The organism is Rhodoferax koreense, from assembly GCF_001955695.1.
GTDB classification, from domain to species: domain Bacteria; phylum Pseudomonadota; class Gammaproteobacteria; order Burkholderiales; family Burkholderiaceae_C; genus Rhodoferax_B; species Rhodoferax_B koreensis.
In genome coordinates this window covers 180,853-196,406 of sequence record NZ_CP019236.1, presented here as the reverse complement: position 1 = coordinate 196,406, position 15,554 = coordinate 180,853, and the positions used below count along the sequence as shown (strand labels likewise).

The window sequence follows — 15,554 nt, the reverse complement described above, 5'->3', positions numbered from 1 at the left end:
TACCGCCACATCCCGGCGCCAGCAGCGAGGCGGCTTCCACCCGATAATCGAAGGTTTTTCGCCGTGTTCGCCGCCTGCGCGCCGATGCCCATGCCACACCCTCTCGTCCAGATCACCCCAGAAACCCACCAGGTGCAGCTGCACCTGGCCTATGCCACGCCGGACAACGTTGCCGGACAGCGCATCTACGACCGGGCCGTCTGCCTGCTGCACCGCGACGCCGAAGCCTGCCTGCGCCGTGCGGTCGCGCTCGCCGCGGACGCCGGCTACCGCCTGAAGATCTTCGACGCGTTCCGTCCGCACGAAGCCCAGGTCAGGCTGTGGGAAACCGCGCCGGACCAGGCCTATGTGGCCGACCCGAAGATCGGCTCCAACCATACCCGCGGCACGGCCGTGGACCTGACCCTGGTCGATGGCCAGGGCGCCGAACTCGACATGGGCACCGGCTTCGACGACATGACCACGGCCTCGCACCATTTCAGTGACGCCGTGTCGCCGGTTGCCCAGGCCAACCGGCTGCTGCTGATGAAGGTAATGGAAGACGCCGGTTTCGTGCACCTGCCCCACGAATGGTGGCATTACGCCCTGCCGGCGAACGACCGTTATCCGCTCATCGACAGCGCCCTGCTCGGCGAACTGAGCCCGATGCACCTGGCAACGACGGAGACCGCCACCGAGGGTTAGCATGGTTCTTGCGTTGGAAGTCGATCGGTAAGCTTCACCCGTTTGCCGCTATACAACAGAAGGACTTCCCCATGCGCACCCTGAGCCCCGTGTTGAATCGCCGAATCCTCGTCGCGGCCGCCGCGTCCGCCCTCGTGCTCGCCGCGGGCATGCATTCCGCCGTCGCCGCCACGCCCAAGGACACCCTGGTCGTGGCCTTCGGCTTCGACGACATCATCACCATGGACCCGGCCGAAGCCTTCGAGCTGTCTGCCGGCGAGATCATGGGCAACACCTACGACCGCCTGGTGCGCCTGGACCCCGCCGACTCCTCCAAGCTCGTCGGCGACGTGGCCAAGGCCTGGACCATCTCGCCCGACGGCAAGACCTATACCTTCGAACTCAAGCCCGGCCTGAAGTTCGCCTCGGGCAACCCGCTCACGGCCGAGGACGTGGCCTATTCACTGCAGCGCGCGGTGATGCTCGACAAGTCGCCCGCCTTCATCCTCACCCAATTCGGCTTCGGCAAGGATTCCGTCAAGGACAAGATCAAGGCCACCGGCCCGCTCACGCTGACGATGGAAACCGACAAAGCCTACGCGCCGTCGTTCGTGCTCAACTGCCTCACCGCCAACGTGGGGGCCATCGTCGACAAGAAGCTCGTCGCCAGCCACGAAAAGGACGGCGACTGGGGCTACGCGTGGATGAAGACCGGCTACGCCGGCTCCGGCCCGCTGAAGCTGCGCGAATGGCGCGCCAACGAAGTCATCACCCTGGAGCGCAACGACAACTACTACGGCCCCAAGATGCCACTGGCGCGCGTGCTCTACCGCCACGTGAAGGAATCGGCCACGCAGCGCCTGCTGCTGGAGAAAGGCGACATCGACATCGCGCGCAACCTGGCGCCGCAGGACCTCGCCGCGCTGGCCAGCAACAAGGACGTCAAGACCACCTCGGCACCCAAGGGCACGGTCTACTACATCAGCCTGAACCAGAAGAACCCGAACCTGGCCAAGCCGGAGGTGCGCGAGGCGTTGAAGTGGCTGGTGGACTATTCGGCCATCGGCGACACCCTCATCAAGAACATCGGCGTGATCGACCAGAACTTCATGCCGGTCGGCCTGCTCGGCGCGAGCACCGAAATGCCCTACAAGCTCGACGTGGACAAGGCCAAGGCGTTGCTGACCAAGGCCGGCCTGCCGAACGGCTTCAAGGTCACCATCGACATGCGCACCATCCAGCCGGTGCAGGGCATCACCGAATCCTTCCAGCAGACGGCCAAGCGCGCCGGCATCGACATCGAGATCATCCCCGGCGACGGCAAGCAGGTGCTGACCAAGTACCGCGCGCGCACCCACGACATGTACATCGGCCAGTGGGGTGCCGATTACTGGGACCCGCACACCAACGCCACCTTCGTGCAGAACAGCGACAACAGCGACGACGCCAAGGCCAAGCCGCTGGCCTGGCGCAACGCCTGGATCGTGCCCGCGCTCGACAAGATGGCCGACGCCGCCGTGCTCGAACGCGACACCGCCAAGCGCAAGAAGATGTACGAGGACATGCAGGCCGAGTTCCGCAAGACCAGCCCCTTCATCATGCTGTTCCAGCAGACCGAAGTGGCGGCCGTGCGCAGCAACGTCGATGGCTTCAAGCTCGGCCCGACCTTCGACACCAACTACATGTTCCTGGTCAGCAAGAAGTAACTGCCGAAGCCGAAGTTGAGCGTTTCGAGCCCACTGCCCGGCGCCGGGCCAGCCAGGAACCGTCGCCTGCGCGCGCTCCGCAACGCAGGCCGTTTCCTGGTGGTCATCCTGTTGACCTACCTCGGCCTGCTGGCCGTCACTTTCTTCATCGGCCGCGTGATGCCGATCGACCCGGTGCTGGCCATCGTGGGCGACCGCGCCTCGGGCGAACTGGTGGCGCGCGTGCGCGAGGAGATGGGCTTCAACAAGCCGCTCTACGAGCAGTTCGTCATCTACATCGGCAAGATCCTGCGCGGTGACTTCGGCACCTCGGTGCTGAGTTCGCACCCGGTGATGGACGACATCCGCCGCGCGTTTCCTGCCACGCTGGAGCTGGCTACGCTGGGCATCCTCATCGGCGTGGGCTTCGGCGTGCCGCTCGGTGTGTGGGCCGCCGTGCGCCAGGGCCGCTGGGTCGATCAGATCGTGCGGGTGATGGGCCTCATCGGTTATTCGGTGCCGATCTTCTGGCTCGGACTCATGGCCCTGGTGCTGTTCTACGCCCGGCTCGGCTGGGTCGGCGGGCCGGGGCGGGTCGATGTGGTCTACGAATACACGCTGGCCAACGTGTCGGGCCTGCTGCTGCTCGACGCGGCCATGGCCGGCCAGTGGGATGCGTTCGCCAACGTGTTGTCGCACCTGATCCTGCCCGCCTCGCTGCTGGGCTATTTTTCGCTGGCCTACATCAGCCGCATGACGCGCTCCTTCATGCTGCACGAGCTGTCGCAGGAATACGTGGTGGCGGCGCGCGCCAAGGGGCTGTCGGAGGCGCGCATCATCTGGCGCCATGCGCTGCGTAATGCCATGGTGCCGCTGGTCACGGTGATCACGCTGTCGTACGCCGGCCTGCTCGAAGGCTCGGTGCTGACCGAAGCCGTGTTCGCCTGGCCGGGCCTGGGCCTGTACATCACCAATTCCTTGCAGAACGCCGACATGAACGCCGTGCTCGGCGGCACCATCGCCGTGGGCTCGGTGTACATCGGCCTCAATCTTTTGTCCGACGTGTTGTACAGAACCTTGGACCCACGCACCCGTAGCCGATGAGTACATCGCCCATCAAACCCGGCCTGCACGACTGGCTGATGTCCGACCGGCCCGCCTCGCGGCGCCAGGCGGCCTGGGGCCGGGCCTACGGCGCCTGGCGCGTGTTCATGCGCAACCGGCTGGCCATGCTCGGCCTGTTCATCGTGCTGGCGCTGATCCTGGTGGCGATCTTCGCGCCGCTGCTCGCGCCCTATTCGCCGACGGTGGGCGACCTGCGCACCACGCGCCTGTTGCCGCCTTCGGGCCAGTTCTGGCTCGGCACCGATGACCAGGGCCGTGACATCCTTTCGCGGTTGATCCACGGCTCGCGTATCACGCTCTTCGTCGTCGTGCTGGTGGCGGTGCTGGCCGCGCCCATCGGCCTGCTGGTCGGTACCGTCGCGGGTTATGCGGGCGGCCTGGTGGACGCCACGCTGATGCGCATCACCGACATCTTCCTGGCCTTCCCGCGGCTGATCCTGGCGCTGGCCTTCGTGGCCGCGCTCGGCCCGGGCATCGAGAACGCGGTGATCGCCATCGCCATCACCGCCTGGCCGCCTTATGCGCGCATGGCCCGCGCCGAGACGCTGACGATCCGCCAGACCGACTACATCGCCGCCGTCAAGCTCATCGGCGCCTCACCGTGGCGCATCGTGCTGCACCACATCATGCCGCTGTGCCTGTCGTCGCTGATCGTGCGTGTGACGCTGGACATGGCCGGCATCATCCTCACCGCCGCCGGGCTGGGTTTCCTCGGCCTGGGCGCACAACCGCCGATGCCTGAATGGGGCGCGATGATCGCCAACGGCCGGCAGTACGTGCTCGACCATTGGTGGGTGGCGGCAGCACCCGGTGCGGCGATTTTCCTGGTGAGTCTGGCGTTCAATCTGGTGGGCGACGGACTGCGCGACGCACTCGACCCCAAGGGGGTCAAATGACCGAGCCGCTCCTCGTCGTCGACGACCTGCGTGTCTCGTTCCCCAACCGCGAAGGCGGCCGGACCGAGGTGGTGCGCGGCGTGTCGTTCACGCTGGGCCGCGAGCGCCTGGGCATCGTGGGTGAATCGGGCTCGGGCAAGTCGCAGACCGGCCGCGCCATCCTGGGCCTGACGGCACCGGGCGGCATCGTCACGGCGAAGCGCCTGGCCTTCAACGGCATCGACCTGTTGAACTGCCCGCCCAAGCAGCGGCGCGCACTGCGCGGCGGCCACATCGCCATGGTGCTGCAGGACCCGAAGTTTTCGCTCAACCCGGTGATGACCATCGGCGAGCAGATCGTCGAGGCGCTGCAGGCCCACACCAAGGTGCCGGGCGGCGAGGCGAAAAAGCGCGCGCTGGCCGCGCTTGAATCGGTGCAGATCGACGACCCCGAACGCGTCTACCAACTTTATCCGCACGAGGTCTCGGGCGGCATGGGGCAGCGCGCGATGATCGCGATGATGCTGATCGCCAACCCCGAGCTGCTCATCGCCGACGAACCCACTTCAGCGCTCGACGTGACGGTGCAGTTGCAGGTGCTGGCGATCCTCGACGCCCTCGTGACCGAGCGCGGCATGGGCCTGGTGTTCGTGTCGCACGACCTGCGGCTGGTCTCCACCTTCTGCGACCGCGTGCTGGTGATGTATGCCGGGCGCGTGGTCGAGGAACTCAGCGCGGGCGGCCTGGCCCAGGCCAAACACCCGTACACGCTGGGCCTGCTGAATTGCCTGCCGCAACTCGGCGAACACCGGCATCCCTTGCCCACATTGGACCGGAGGCCGGAGTGGGCCCTGTAAGTCACCAACCCATCGGCCTCGACGTGCAGCACCTGCGCGTGAGCTTCGACGGCTTCGTCGCCGTGGCCGACAGCTCGTTCACCGTAAAGCCCGGAGAGAGCTTCGGCATCGTCGGCGAGTCGGGCTCGGGCAAATCCACCGTGCTGCGCGCCATCTGCGGGCTGGCGCCGCGCGAATCGGGCGAAGTCAGGCTGCTCGGCCCGGGGCCCCAGCCCGAACCCGGCAGCAAGGCATTTCGCCGCCTGGTGCAGATGGTGTTCCAGGACCCGTATGGTTCGCTGCACCCGCGCCACACCGTGGACCGGTTGCTGGCCGAGCCGCTGGCCATCCACGGCATCGGCGACGAACAGGCGCGCATCGAGCGCGCACTCGACGAGGTGGGCCTGGGCACGGGCTTCCGTTTTCGTTATCCGCACCAGCTGTCCGGTGGCCAGCGTCAGCGCATCGCCATCGCCCGCGCGCTGATCCTGGAGCCGCAGATCCTGCTGCTCGACGAACCCACCTCGGCGCTCGATGCCTCGGTGCAGGCCGAAGTGCTCAACCTGCTGGAGACGCTGCGCGCGCGCCGGGGCCTGAGCTTCGTCATGGTCAGCCACGACCTGGCCGTCGTCACGCACCTGTGCGAACGGCTGATGGTGATGCAGCGCGGCCGCACGGTCGAGATGCTGGCCTCCGGCGACCTGGCCGCGCACCGTGTGGCCGAACCCTATACCCGCCAACTCATGGACGCCTCCACCGGCTTCCGCCGCAAACCCGTCATTTCCTGAAAACCCCATGATCCCTGCCCGCGTCAATTGGGAATCCCATGCCTGCCTGCCACTGCACCCGCAGGCCAGCTTCGCGCCGATCGACCGGCTGCGCGAGGCCGGCGTGAACTACGTGTCGATCAATGTCGGCATGGACATGAATCCGGTGGCGCAGGTGATGGCCGTGATCGCCGGCTTCCGCGCCACCATCGCCGCCCATCCCGACCGCTACCGGCTGGCCGGCAGCATGGCCGACATCGCGCAGGCCCAGGCCGGCGGCCAGATCGCCATCGGCTTCGACCTGGAAGGCGCCATGCCGCTGCTGGAGCAGCCCGACATGGTGGCGCTGTACGCGAGCCTGGGCGTACGCCAGATCCACTTCGCGTACAACCGCAACAACAGCGTGGCCGACGGCTGCCATGACGTCGAGCGCGGCCTGACCCCGCTGGGCGTGCGCATGGTGCAGGCGGTCAATGCGGCCGGCATGTTAATGGACTGCTCCCACACCGGCCGCCGCTGCAGCCTGGACATCATGGCCACCTCGAACCAGCCTGTGATCTTCAGCCACGCGAATCCGCTGGCGCTCGTCGAACACGGCCGCAACGTCAGCGACGAACAGATCCGCGCCTGCGCGGCCACCGGCGGCGTGGTGTGTGTCTCGGGGGTGTCGTTCTTCCTCGGCAACGATGCGCCCACCGTGCAGGATGTGGCGCGCCATGCGGCCTATGTGGCCGACCTCGTCGGTGTGCGCCATGTCGGCATCGGCCTGGACATCAGCTTCCACCAGGGCGAACTCGACGACCGGCCGCCGGGCGACTACGACCCGGCCTACTGGTGGCCCCGCTCGGCGGGCTACGACCGCGCCATCATGAAGGCGACCTACACGCCGGTGGAGAGCTGGCGGCTGTTGCCCGACGCGCTGCGCGCGGTGGGCATGGACGGTGACGATGCGGCGCTGGTCATGGGCGGCAACATGGCGCGCGTGGCCCAGCAGGTCTGGCGCTGAAGCGTTGGAGCTCCAAAAAAATGGCCCGCATCGGCGGGCCATTTGTATGGGGATTCGGTCGCTTCAAGCCGTCCGGCGCGCCATCTGCGCTTCGTCGATGATTTCCTTGCGCATGCGGTCGTAGTCCGCCTTCGGGATCGGCACGGCGTTCGGATTGCCCAGGTCGTTCATGCGCACGCGGTAGGTTTCGCGGGCGGTGAAGGCGGCGATGGCGGCGATCACACACACGGCCAGCGTGATCGAGCCGATCATGATCGGGATGTTGGCCGCGCCGGGAGGCGCCACGGCCACGAACAGCGCCGGCAGCAGGGCCGACACCAGCGTGCCCAGGTTCTGCGAAATCGCCATGCCGGAGACACGCGTGCGGGTCGGGAACATCTCGGGGTAGAAGCTCGGGAAGATCGCGTTGTAGCCCTGGTAGACCACGCCCCACATCAAGAGCGACATGACGATGGCCAGCGGCACGTTGTGGATGCTGATCGCGTACAGGTAGCCGAACGACAGCAGGCCGGCGAGCAGCGAGCCGATGATGATCGGCGGCTTGCGGCCGATCTTGTCCGACAGGTTGCCCACGAACGGGATCACCAGCACGGCGACGATGTTGCCCATCACCGGAATCCACAGGTAGACGTCTTTCGCGAAGCCGATGCCGTAGCCCGGTTGCACCGCGTAGGCCGCGCCGAAGATGGTCGTGACCACCGGGATCACGTTCATCAGCGAGCAGCACATCACGCGCAGCATGTCGCGCCAGTTCTCCGTGACGGCCTGGATCACCGGCGCCTTCGGAATCGCCTGGCGTGCGCCTTCCTCGGCGAAAGCGGGCGTTTCATCGACTTCGCGGCGGATGATGTAGCCGGCCACGATCACCAGGAAACTCAGCAGAAACGGAATGCGCCAGCCCCAGGTGTTGAAGGCTTCGGTCGGCATGTAATGCGCCAGCGGCAGGAACACCGCCGCGGCCAGGATCTGCCCGGCCTGCACGCCCTGCAGCGTGAAGCTGGCATAGAAGCCACGCTGCCCGAAAGGCGCGTGCTCCAGGATCATCGAACTCGCGCCCGAGATTTCCCCGGCCACGGCGAAGCCCTGGATCAGCCGCAACGTCACCAGCAGCGCCGGCGCCCACAGGCCCACCTGTGCATAGGTCGGCAGCAGGCCCACGGCCACGGTGGAGAAACCCATCAGGAACATGCAGATGATCAGCACCGTCTTGCGGCCATGGGTGTCGCCCCAATGGCCAAGGAAAAACGCGCCGATCGGCCGCGCCACGTAACCGACGCCGTAGGTCGCCAGCGAGGCGATGATGGCCACCTTGGGATCGGTCTGCGGAAAGAAGATCTGCGGGAAGATCAGCGACGCCGCGGTGGCGTAGATGAAGAAGTCGTAGTACTCGAGCGCGGAGCCGATCCAGCCGCTGGCCGTGGCCTTTTTCGACTGATCCTTGTTGTGCGCGGCTTGTCCGGTGTGATTGGCCATGGGATGTCTCGCTAGTTGATGCTGATGAAGGCGCAGGCCATCGACGTGGACGGCCACACCTGTGAGGCGGGGAATGGGGGGTGCACGCTTGTCTCCTGGAAATGTCCTGGCCGCTTTGTACGCACGGCGACCATTGAAAGTGGTGCGACTTTACGTCTGATCGCAGTGACGCCGCCATCCCCGCCACCGTTTGCGCGATCGCTGAGTGAACGCTTGCGTACACTATGCGCACAAAACACGGGTTACCCCTATGACCAACTTCATCAAGGATGCACCGGCGCCGATCAATCCCCGGCTGCTGATCGAGGGCCTGGGCAAAGGCTTGCGCGTGATCGAAGCCTTCACCGAAGACCGCCCCCGCCTCACCGCCACCGAGGCGGGCGTGCTCACCGGCCTGACCCGCACCGCCGCGCGCCGCTACCTGCTGAGCCTGGTGCACTACGGCTATGCCGATACCGACGGCAAGTTCTACTGGCTGCTGCCGCGGGTGCTGCGGCTGGGCCAGGCCTTCCTGGAAGGCGCGCGCATTCCGCGCATGGTGCAGCCGTACCTGCAGCGGGCCTCGCTGCAATGCGGCGAAACGCTGAACGTGGGCGCGCTGGACGGTCACGAGGTCGTCTACCTGGCGCGCAGCAGCGCACCGCGCATGATCTCCATCGGCTTCCACCCCGGCGCCCGCGTGCCGGCGCATGTGGTGGCCCAGGGTTTCGCGCTGCTGTCCACGCTGGACGACTTCGCGCTCGACACCTGGATCGCCGAACACGACTTTGCCAACTTTACCGGCTCCACGGTCGACGACCCGGCCCTGTTCAAGGAACACATCCTCGCCGCGCGCAGCATGGGCTACTGGGCCGCCGACCAGTACCTGAGCTTCGGCCTGCGCGGCCTGGCGGTCGCGCTGAAGGACCGCAAGGGCCGCTGCCACTATGCCCTGAGCGTCACGGTGCAGCGCGATGCCTATCCGGGGGATCAACTGGTGGCGAAGTTGTTGCCGGTGCTGCGGGAGGTGGCGGAGACGCTGCGGCCGATCTTGTGAAGCGGCGCGGGCAACCGCGCGCTTCGGGCCCACCCCGCTCAGCCCAAGCCCGCCAGCAAACCCGGCAGACGCCGCGCCAGATCGGATGCGCACGGCAGCGGCGCGCAACTGCCTGGCCCCAGCAAGCGCGCCAGCGCCTCCGGCTTGCCCGGCGGCAGGACGAGTGCACGCACGACCATGCCGCGCTGGCGGGCCTCCATCGCGGCGCGGCGCAGGTCGGCGCCGAGGTAAGTGGGGTTGGGCACGTCGATGTCGTGCGGCTCGCCGTCGGTGACGAACACGATCACGCGGTGCCAGCCGGGGCAGCGCACCGCATCGGCCGCACACACGGCCATGGCGTGGCGCAACACGGCGCCCAGGCGCGTGGAGCCGGCGCTGTGCAGCGCGGCCATGCGGCGGGCGACGGCGGGCGCGTGTACCGGTTCGTCCCAGTGCTTGAGGCAGGGCATGTCGATGGATTGCCGGCCATTCGAAGCAAAGGCCCATAACGCGGCGCGGTGGCCCAGCGTCTGCAGCGCGGTGCCGGCGCCAAGCGCGGCGTGGCGGATTTCGTCGAGCAGCGGCGCATCGGCATCCGGGCCCCGATGCGCGGTGGAGGCGGACGCATCGAGCAGCAACAGCACGGCCAGCGGTGGCGCGGGGCGCGACACGCGGCGGTAGATGCGCGGGTCGGGCGGCTGGCGCAGGTGCCGGGCGATGCGCGTCTCCACGAGCGCGCCGAAGTGCAGTTCGTCGCCTTCCCGGGCGCGGCTACCCGTCAGCATCGCGGCACCCTGAAGGCCGGCCAGGGCCTGGACCAGGCGGCTTGGCGTAACGGGAACCGACGACGCAGCGGTCGTCTCCGCAAGGCGTGGCGAAAACACCTGGCACCACGCGGGCCGATAGCGGCCGATCACGCGGTCCCATTCGGGGTAGACGGCCACCGGCGCTTCCGCCTCCTGCGGCGGGCCGCTGTCCCGGGGCGAGGGCGATGCCGGCAGCACCATCGGCGCCCCGGCCGCGTCGTCGGGCTGCGCCGATGCGCCCTGCCCGCCTTCGAGCGGCGTGTCCGACGGCGGCAGGTCGTCGTCGGCTTGCCACAGGTGGCTGTTGTCGTCCCGGTAGGCCGCATGGACGCGGTAGGTGCGCACGTTGAACGGCAGGCGCATCTGGCCGATGTCGGCGCCGAGCAGCGAGGCCGCTTGCCGCACGGCCTCAGGCGTGTGCAATGCCGGCGTTTGCCCATCGGCCTCGAAGAACACGGCACGAGCCTTGGCCACCCATGGGTGCGGATCAATGTGTGCTGGATCCAGCAGCGTTCGCGCCAACCGGCCGAGCAAGGCGTCGAAACCGCTGCCCTGGGCCGCCCCGGAACCTTCGTGAAACGGCAACCACAGCCCGCGCAGCCCAGGCAGCGCCTGCAGCGCCAGCCACTCGACCCGTGCGTCCTCGAGCACGCCGAGCAGCGCCTGCTGCACGGGCTTCAGCTTGCCGCGCGGAATCGGCGGCCCGCCGAATCGCCAATGGGCAGCGGCATGACTTGCGGCGGCCTGGCGCCATGCGTCTTCTTGTGCGAACGTGGCGTGCAGCGGCAAGTGCAGCACGCGGGGATCGATGCCCGAGAGGATGGGCCGCGGCGGCACATCGGCTTCGTTCGGCGACGGCTGCATGGGTGCCAGGCGCGGCTCCATGCCCCAGAGCGCGGCCAGGTAAGGCGGCAGCGAGGCGCCGGGGGTGTTGGCCTCAGGCGAAGCTGGCATGGACCACGCCACGCAGCGCGACACCAATGTCCGCGTCGTCCGAAAGCGGCGTGGCGATGGCCTGCAGACACGCCGCCCGCGGCGCCAGCCCTTCGCGCAACAGCACGGCCGCATGCACCAGCATGCGCGTGGAGGCCCCTTCTTCCAGGCCATGTTCCTGCAGCCGGCGTGTGCGTTGGCCGAGTGCGACCAGACGCGCGGCCATGTCGAGTTCAACACCGCCTTCACGCGCCACGATCGCGGCTTCGATCCCCGCTTCGGGGTAGTCGAAAGCCAGTGCCGTGAAGCGTTGCCGCATCGACGGCTTGAGCCCCTTGTGCAGGCCCTGGTAGCCGGGGTTGTAGCTCACCACGAGCTGGAAATCAGGATGGGCGTGCAGCAACTCACCACGTTTTTCCAGCGGCAGCACGCGGCGCGTGTCGGCCAGTGGATGCAGCAGCACGGTGGCGTCGGAGCGTGCCTCGACCAGTTCGTCGAGGTAGCAGATGCCGCCATAACGCGCGGCCTGCGCGAGCGGACCGTCCTGCCAGTGCGTGCCCTCGGCGTCGAGCAGCCAGCGGCCGGCGAGATCCCCCGCGCTCAGGTCTTCGTGGCAGGCAATGGTGATCAGCGGCAAGCCGAGCCGCCAGGCCATGTGTTCGACGAAACGCGTCTTGCCGCAGCCGGTCGGCCCCTTGAGCAGCAGCGGCAGGCGTGCGGCGTGCGCGGCCAGGAAGGCTTCGACTTCTTGCCCCGCCGGCTGGTAGAACGGCTCGGCACGCAGCCGCCAGGCGTCGAGCTGGTGCACGACCGTACCACCGTCACCCATCATTCCCATGGCCTCAGCGGTGCCCGGCACTCTCGGGATTCGGAATGCCCTCGATCGGGCATTCCTCGGTGCCGACCATCGGCCGCGTGAACGCCTCCACCGACTTGCGCGTGCCTTCCGGGTCGTTGACCCAGCGCGTGTAGAAGTCGTAGGGGCAGGCGGCCACGCCCTTGTCGCCTTCCTGCGAATTGATCATGCCGGTGTAGCCGCGGTGCAGCAGCTTGAACAGGTGGTTCTCGCTCTGGCCGTTCTTGCGGAAGTCGCGGATCAGGCTGGTGGACAGCGCCGCGTACTGCACGCCGTATTCCTCCTCACCACATTCGCCGAGCGTGCGCCCGTCGAAGCCGATGAGCGCGCTGTGGCCGAAGTAGCTGTACACGCCGTCGAAGCCGGCCGCGTTGGCCACGGCCACATAGGTGTTGTTGGCGAAGGCCATGGCCTTGCTGATCAGGATCTGCTGCTCCTTGGCCGGGTACATGTAGCCCTGGCAGCGCACGATGAGCTCGGCACCCTTCATCGCGCAGTCGCGCCAGATCTCGGGGTAGTTGCCGTCGTCGCAGATGATGAGGCTGATCTTCAGGCCCTTGGGGCCTTCGCTCACATAGGTGCAGTTGCCCGGGTACCAGCCTTCCACCGGCACCCACGGCATGATCTTCCTGTATTTCTGCACGATCTCGCCCTGGTCGTTCATCAGGATCAGCGTGTTGTACGGCGCCTTGTACGGATGTTCCTCGTGCTGCTCGCCGGTCAGCGAGAACACGCCCCACACCTTGGCTTTGCGGCAGGCCTCGGCGAAGATCTCGGTCTCGGCGCCGGGCACGGTGGCGGCGGTCTCGTACATCTCCTTGGCGTCGTACATGATGCCATGGGTGCTGTACTCGGGGAAGATCACCAGATCCATGCCGGGCAGCCCAGCCTTCATGCCGACCAGCATGTCGGCGATCTTGCGCGCGTTGTCCAGCACCTCGGCCTTGGTGTGCAGGCGTGGCATCTTGTAGTTGACGACCGCGACGCCGACGGTGTCCTTGCTGCTTGAAATGTCGCCGTGAATCATGGGGTTTCCTGTTGATCGAATGTCTGGAAACCGATTATGGAAACCGCCACGTCCGGCGCGAATACGTTGTTTGACGTAGCGGCGCCGGACGAAAAAATGGGCCTGTTCCACGTTGGTGAAACAGGCCCCGAAGCGATCGATCAAGGGAGGTGGCTAGTGGCTGATCATCCAGGGCCGCTTCGACGGGAATGTCTTGTTGCCATTCGCACCGGTGACCGTCGCCCCGCGCTTGCCCGCCGTGCTGCAGCAACCGCAGCCCGAGCCATGTTTGAGCCGCGCGTAGTCGCCCGAGCGTTTGGGCTCGTGCGAAGCGCGTTCGTTGGTGGCGATGGCACGGCGCGTGCCGTCGGCCATCAGCGCCAGGCGCGGCGCGGCCGACATCACGCGCACCGACGCCGCGCTGCAGTCCGGGCAGGCGATGGGTTCGTCGCGTTCGCTCACGCTGCGCCGGGCTTCGAAGCCGCCGCAGGCGCTGCATTGGTAGTCATAGGTCGGCATGGCGCGGGTTCCTCTGTAGGTCGGTTCGGCTTATAGATCGTGCGACAGCGGCATCTGGATGCTGCCATCGATGAACTTCGTCGGCCCATTCGCATTCGGGTTGATGTCGAAGTCGAAGATGCCGGTTGGCAGCCATAAGGTAGCACAAGCGTTGGGCACGTCCACCACGCCGCTGATGTGGCCCTGCACCGGTGCCGTGCCAAGGATGGAATAAGCCTGCGCGCCCGAGTAGCCGAACTTCTTCAGGTATTCGATGGCGTTCAGGCAGGCCTGGCGGTAGGCCACGTTCACGTCGAGGTAGTACTGCTTGCCGGTCTCGTCGACCGAGATGCCTTCGAAGATCACGTAGTCGTTGTACTGCGGCGTGATCGGGCTCGGCTTGAAGATCGGGTTCTTGATGCCGTACTTGGCCATGCCGTCCTTGATGATCGACACCTTCATGTGCACCCAGCCGGCCATTTCGATCGCGCCGCAGAAGGTGATCTCGCCATCGCCCTGGCTGAAGTGCAGGTCGCCCACGGAGAGGCCGCCGCCGTCCACGTACACGGGGAAAAACACCTTGGATCCGCGCGACAGATCCTTGATGTCGCAGTTGCCGCCATGTTCGCGCGGCGGCACGGTGCGCGCGCCTTCGGCCGCGGCCTTGTCGCGGGCCTCGCCCTTCATCTTGCCCATGTGGGCGGTGCCGGGCGATGGCGGATTGGCCAGGCCGCCGGTGGGGTTGGTGTCGATGAGTTGCTGCTCGCGTTTATTCCAGAGCTCCAGCATCTTGGGATCGGGCAGGCAGCCGATCAGGCCGGGGTGGATCAGGCCGGCGAAGTTCACGCCCGGGATGTGGCGCGAGCTGGTGAACATGCCCTTGAAGTCCCAGATCGATTTTTGCGCTTCGGGGAAATGTTCCGTCAGGAAACCACCGCCGTTCTTCTTGGAGAAAAAACCGTTGAAGCCCCACAGGCTGTCCTGCTTGGCACCGATGTCGAGCAGTTCCACCACCAGCAGGTCGCCGGGCTTGGCGCCTTTCACACCCACCGGGCCGCTCAAATAGTGCACCGTGGTGAGATCGATGTCGCGTACGTCGTCGGCACTGTCGTTGTTCTTGATGAAGCCGCCGGTCCAGTCGAAGGTCTCGAGGATGAAGTCGTCACCCGGATTGACCCAGCAGGCCATCGGGATGTCCGGGTGCCAGCGGTTGTGGATGTTCTCGTTTTCGGTGGGCGACTTCGTCAGGTCGACTTTGATCAGCGTGTCTGTCATTGCAATGGCTCCTGGGTGGTTGTGGTGAGTGAAAGGATCAGACCGACAGATAGGCTTTGATGTGATTGATGTCAGTCTTGTCGCGGGCCGTCTCATGGACGAGCCGGCCGCCTTCGATGACGAACAGCCGGTCGGCCACGTCCATGGCAAACGACAGCACCTGCTCGGACACGATGATGGTGATCTTGCGCATCTTGCGGATCTCGTTGAGCGCCTTGGCGATGTCCTTGATGATGGACGGCTGGATGCCTTCGGTGGGTTCGTCGAGCAGCAGCACTTTCGGGTCGGTGACCAATGCACGTGCGATCGCGAGCTGCTGCTGCTGGCCGCCGGAGAGGTTGCCGCCCTTGCGCCGCTTCATGTCCCACAGCACCGGGAACAGCGCGTAGATTTCCTCGGGAATCTGCTTGACCTTGGCGTTCTCCAGGCCGGTCTGGATGTTCTCTTCCACGGTGAGCGTGGGGAAGATCATGCGGCCCTGCGGTACGTAGGCGATGCCCTTGGCCACGCGTTTGTAGCTCTCGTCCTTCGACACGTCCTGCCCGGCCACGGTGATGCTGCCGCTCTTGAGCGGCAGGATGCCCATCAGGCTCTTGAACAGCGTGGTCTTGCCCATGCCGTTGCGGCCCATGATGGCCACGGTCTCGTTGGCATGGCCTTCGAAGCTCAGGCCGTGCAGGGCCTCACTCTGGCCATAGGCGACGTGCAGGTCGTTCACTTTCAACATCACGCTGC

The 15,554-nt window shown here is 66.6% G+C and carries 15 protein-coding genes; 8 read left to right on the top strand and 7 right to left on the bottom strand.

All coding sequences use genetic code 11. The annotated features are described in order from the left end of the window. Positions 1-84 precede the first annotated feature (84 nt). From ddpX to RD110_RS00855, 7 genes are all read left to right on the top strand, one after another. Positions 85-684, top strand: a complete 600-nt coding sequence (gene ddpX, locus RD110_RS00885; protein WP_083686613.1) for a D-alanyl-D-alanine dipeptidase — start codon at positions 85-87, stop codon at positions 682-684. Between the two features lie 71 nt (positions 685-755). After that, positions 756-2,369, top strand: a complete 1,614-nt coding sequence (locus tag RD110_RS00880; RefSeq protein ID WP_076195811.1) for an ABC transporter substrate-binding protein — start codon at positions 756-758, stop codon at positions 2,367-2,369. Then, positions 2,370-3,452 carry an ABC transporter permease gene (locus RD110_RS00875; RefSeq protein ID WP_394329448.1) on the top strand — a complete coding sequence of 361 codons (1,083 nt, stop codon included), beginning with the start codon at positions 2,370-2,372 and terminating at the stop codon, positions 3,450-3,452. Further along, the gene (locus RD110_RS00870) at positions 3,449-4,369 is read left to right on the top strand and encodes an ABC transporter permease (protein WP_076195809.1); all 921 of its coding nucleotides are present in this window, start codon (positions 3,449-3,451) and stop codon (positions 4,367-4,369) included. The genes RD110_RS00875 and RD110_RS00870 overlap by 4 nt, the downstream gene beginning before the upstream one ends. Beyond that, positions 4,366-5,205 carry an ABC transporter ATP-binding protein gene (locus RD110_RS00865; protein WP_076195807.1) on the top strand — a complete coding sequence of 280 codons (840 nt, stop codon included), beginning with the start codon at positions 4,366-4,368 and terminating at the stop codon, positions 5,203-5,205. The genes RD110_RS00870 and RD110_RS00865 overlap by 4 nt, the downstream gene beginning before the upstream one ends. Continuing rightward, on the top strand, positions 5,193-5,972 hold the full coding sequence (locus tag RD110_RS00860) for an ABC transporter ATP-binding protein (protein ID WP_394329432.1): 780 nt from the start codon (positions 5,193-5,195) through the stop codon (positions 5,970-5,972). The genes RD110_RS00865 and RD110_RS00860 overlap by 13 nt, the downstream gene beginning before the upstream one ends. Before the next feature lie 7 nt (positions 5,973-5,979). Continuing rightward, on the top strand, positions 5,980-6,957 hold the full coding sequence (locus tag RD110_RS00855; RefSeq protein ID WP_076195805.1) for a dipeptidase: 978 nt from the start codon (positions 5,980-5,982) through the stop codon (positions 6,955-6,957). A 63-nt stretch (positions 6,958-7,020) separates the two neighbouring features. Here the strand turns inward: RD110_RS00855 and RD110_RS00850 are convergent, their stop codons facing one another. Next, positions 7,021-8,430, bottom strand: coding sequence for an MFS transporter (locus RD110_RS00850; protein WP_076195803.1), 1,410 nt, complete (start codon positions 8,428-8,430; stop codon positions 7,021-7,023). A 250-nt stretch (positions 8,431-8,680) separates the two neighbouring features. Here RD110_RS00850 and RD110_RS00845 point away from each other — a divergent pair, with 250 nt between their 5' ends. Then, positions 8,681-9,466 (top strand): IclR family transcriptional regulator domain-containing protein, encoded by a 786-nt coding sequence (locus tag RD110_RS00845; protein WP_076195801.1) that lies wholly within the window; start codon positions 8,681-8,683, stop codon positions 9,464-9,466. Between the two features lie 38 nt (positions 9,467-9,504). Here RD110_RS00845 and RD110_RS00840 read toward each other — a convergent pair whose 3' ends face one another. From RD110_RS00840 to urtE, 6 genes are all read right to left on the bottom strand, one after another. After that, on the bottom strand, positions 9,505-11,205 hold the full coding sequence (locus RD110_RS00840; RefSeq protein WP_076204165.1) for a nitric oxide reductase activation protein NorD: 1,701 nt from the start codon (positions 11,203-11,205) through the stop codon (positions 9,505-9,507). Continuing rightward, on the bottom strand, positions 11,189-12,022 hold the full coding sequence (locus tag RD110_RS00835; protein ID WP_157900020.1) for a CbbQ/NirQ/NorQ/GpvN family protein: 834 nt from the start codon (positions 12,020-12,022) through the stop codon (positions 11,189-11,191). Before RD110_RS00835 ends, RD110_RS00840 begins: the two co-directional genes overlap by 17 nt. A 4-nt stretch (positions 12,023-12,026) precedes the next feature. Then, entirely contained in the window at positions 12,027-13,067 is a 1,041-nt protein-coding gene (locus tag RD110_RS00830) for an aliphatic amidase (protein WP_076195797.1), read from the bottom strand. Positions 13,068-13,220: 153 nt separating this feature from the next. Then, positions 13,221-13,565, bottom strand: coding sequence for an FmdB family zinc ribbon protein (locus RD110_RS00825; RefSeq protein ID WP_076195795.1), 345 nt, complete (start codon positions 13,563-13,565; stop codon positions 13,221-13,223). Positions 13,566-13,595: 30 nt separating this feature from the next. Next, positions 13,596-14,819 carry a formamidase gene (gene fmdA / locus RD110_RS00820; protein WP_076195793.1) on the bottom strand — a complete coding sequence of 408 codons (1,224 nt, stop codon included), beginning with the start codon at positions 14,817-14,819 and terminating at the stop codon, positions 13,596-13,598. A gap of 37 nt (positions 14,820-14,856) precedes the next feature. Then, entirely contained in the window at positions 14,857-15,546 is a 690-nt protein-coding gene (gene urtE / locus RD110_RS00815; RefSeq protein ID WP_076204162.1) for an urea ABC transporter ATP-binding subunit UrtE, read from the bottom strand. Between the last annotated feature and the right edge of the window lie 8 nt (positions 15,547-15,554).

Coding starts and splice junctions, on each gene's coding strand:
- RD110_RS00835 (WP_157900020.1), bottom strand. CDS start 12,022: ATGGGAATGATGGGTGACGGTGGTACGGTCGTGCACCAGCTCGACGCC.
- RD110_RS00870 (WP_076195809.1), top strand. CDS start 3,449: ATGAGTACATCGCCCATCAAACCCGGCCTGCACGACTGGCTGATGTCC.
- RD110_RS00880 (WP_076195811.1), top strand. CDS start 756: ATGCGCACCCTGAGCCCCGTGTTGAATCGCCGAATCCTCGTCGCGGCC.
- RD110_RS00840 (WP_076204165.1), bottom strand. CDS start 11,205: ATGCCAGCTTCGCCTGAGGCCAACACCCCCGGCGCCTCGCTGCCGCCT.
- RD110_RS00830 (WP_076195797.1), bottom strand. CDS start 13,067: ATGATTCACGGCGACATTTCAAGCAGCAAGGACACCGTCGGCGTCGCG.
- RD110_RS00855 (WP_076195805.1), top strand. CDS start 5,980: ATGATCCCTGCCCGCGTCAATTGGGAATCCCATGCCTGCCTGCCACTG.
- fmdA (WP_076195793.1), bottom strand. CDS start 14,819: ATGACAGACACGCTGATCAAAGTCGACCTGACGAAGTCGCCCACCGAA.
- urtE (WP_076204162.1), bottom strand. CDS start 15,546: ATGTTGAAAGTGAACGACCTGCACGTCGCCTATGGCCAGAGTGAGGCC.
- RD110_RS00850 (WP_076195803.1), bottom strand. CDS start 8,430: ATGGCCAATCACACCGGACAAGCCGCGCACAACAAGGATCAGTCGAAA.
- ddpX (WP_083686613.1), top strand. CDS start 85: ATGCCCATGCCACACCCTCTCGTCCAGATCACCCCAGAAACCCACCAG.
- RD110_RS00845 (WP_076195801.1), top strand. CDS start 8,681: ATGACCAACTTCATCAAGGATGCACCGGCGCCGATCAATCCCCGGCTG.
- RD110_RS00865 (WP_076195807.1), top strand. CDS start 4,366: ATGACCGAGCCGCTCCTCGTCGTCGACGACCTGCGTGTCTCGTTCCCC.
- RD110_RS00825 (WP_076195795.1), bottom strand. CDS start 13,565: ATGCCGACCTATGACTACCAATGCAGCGCCTGCGGCGGCTTCGAAGCC.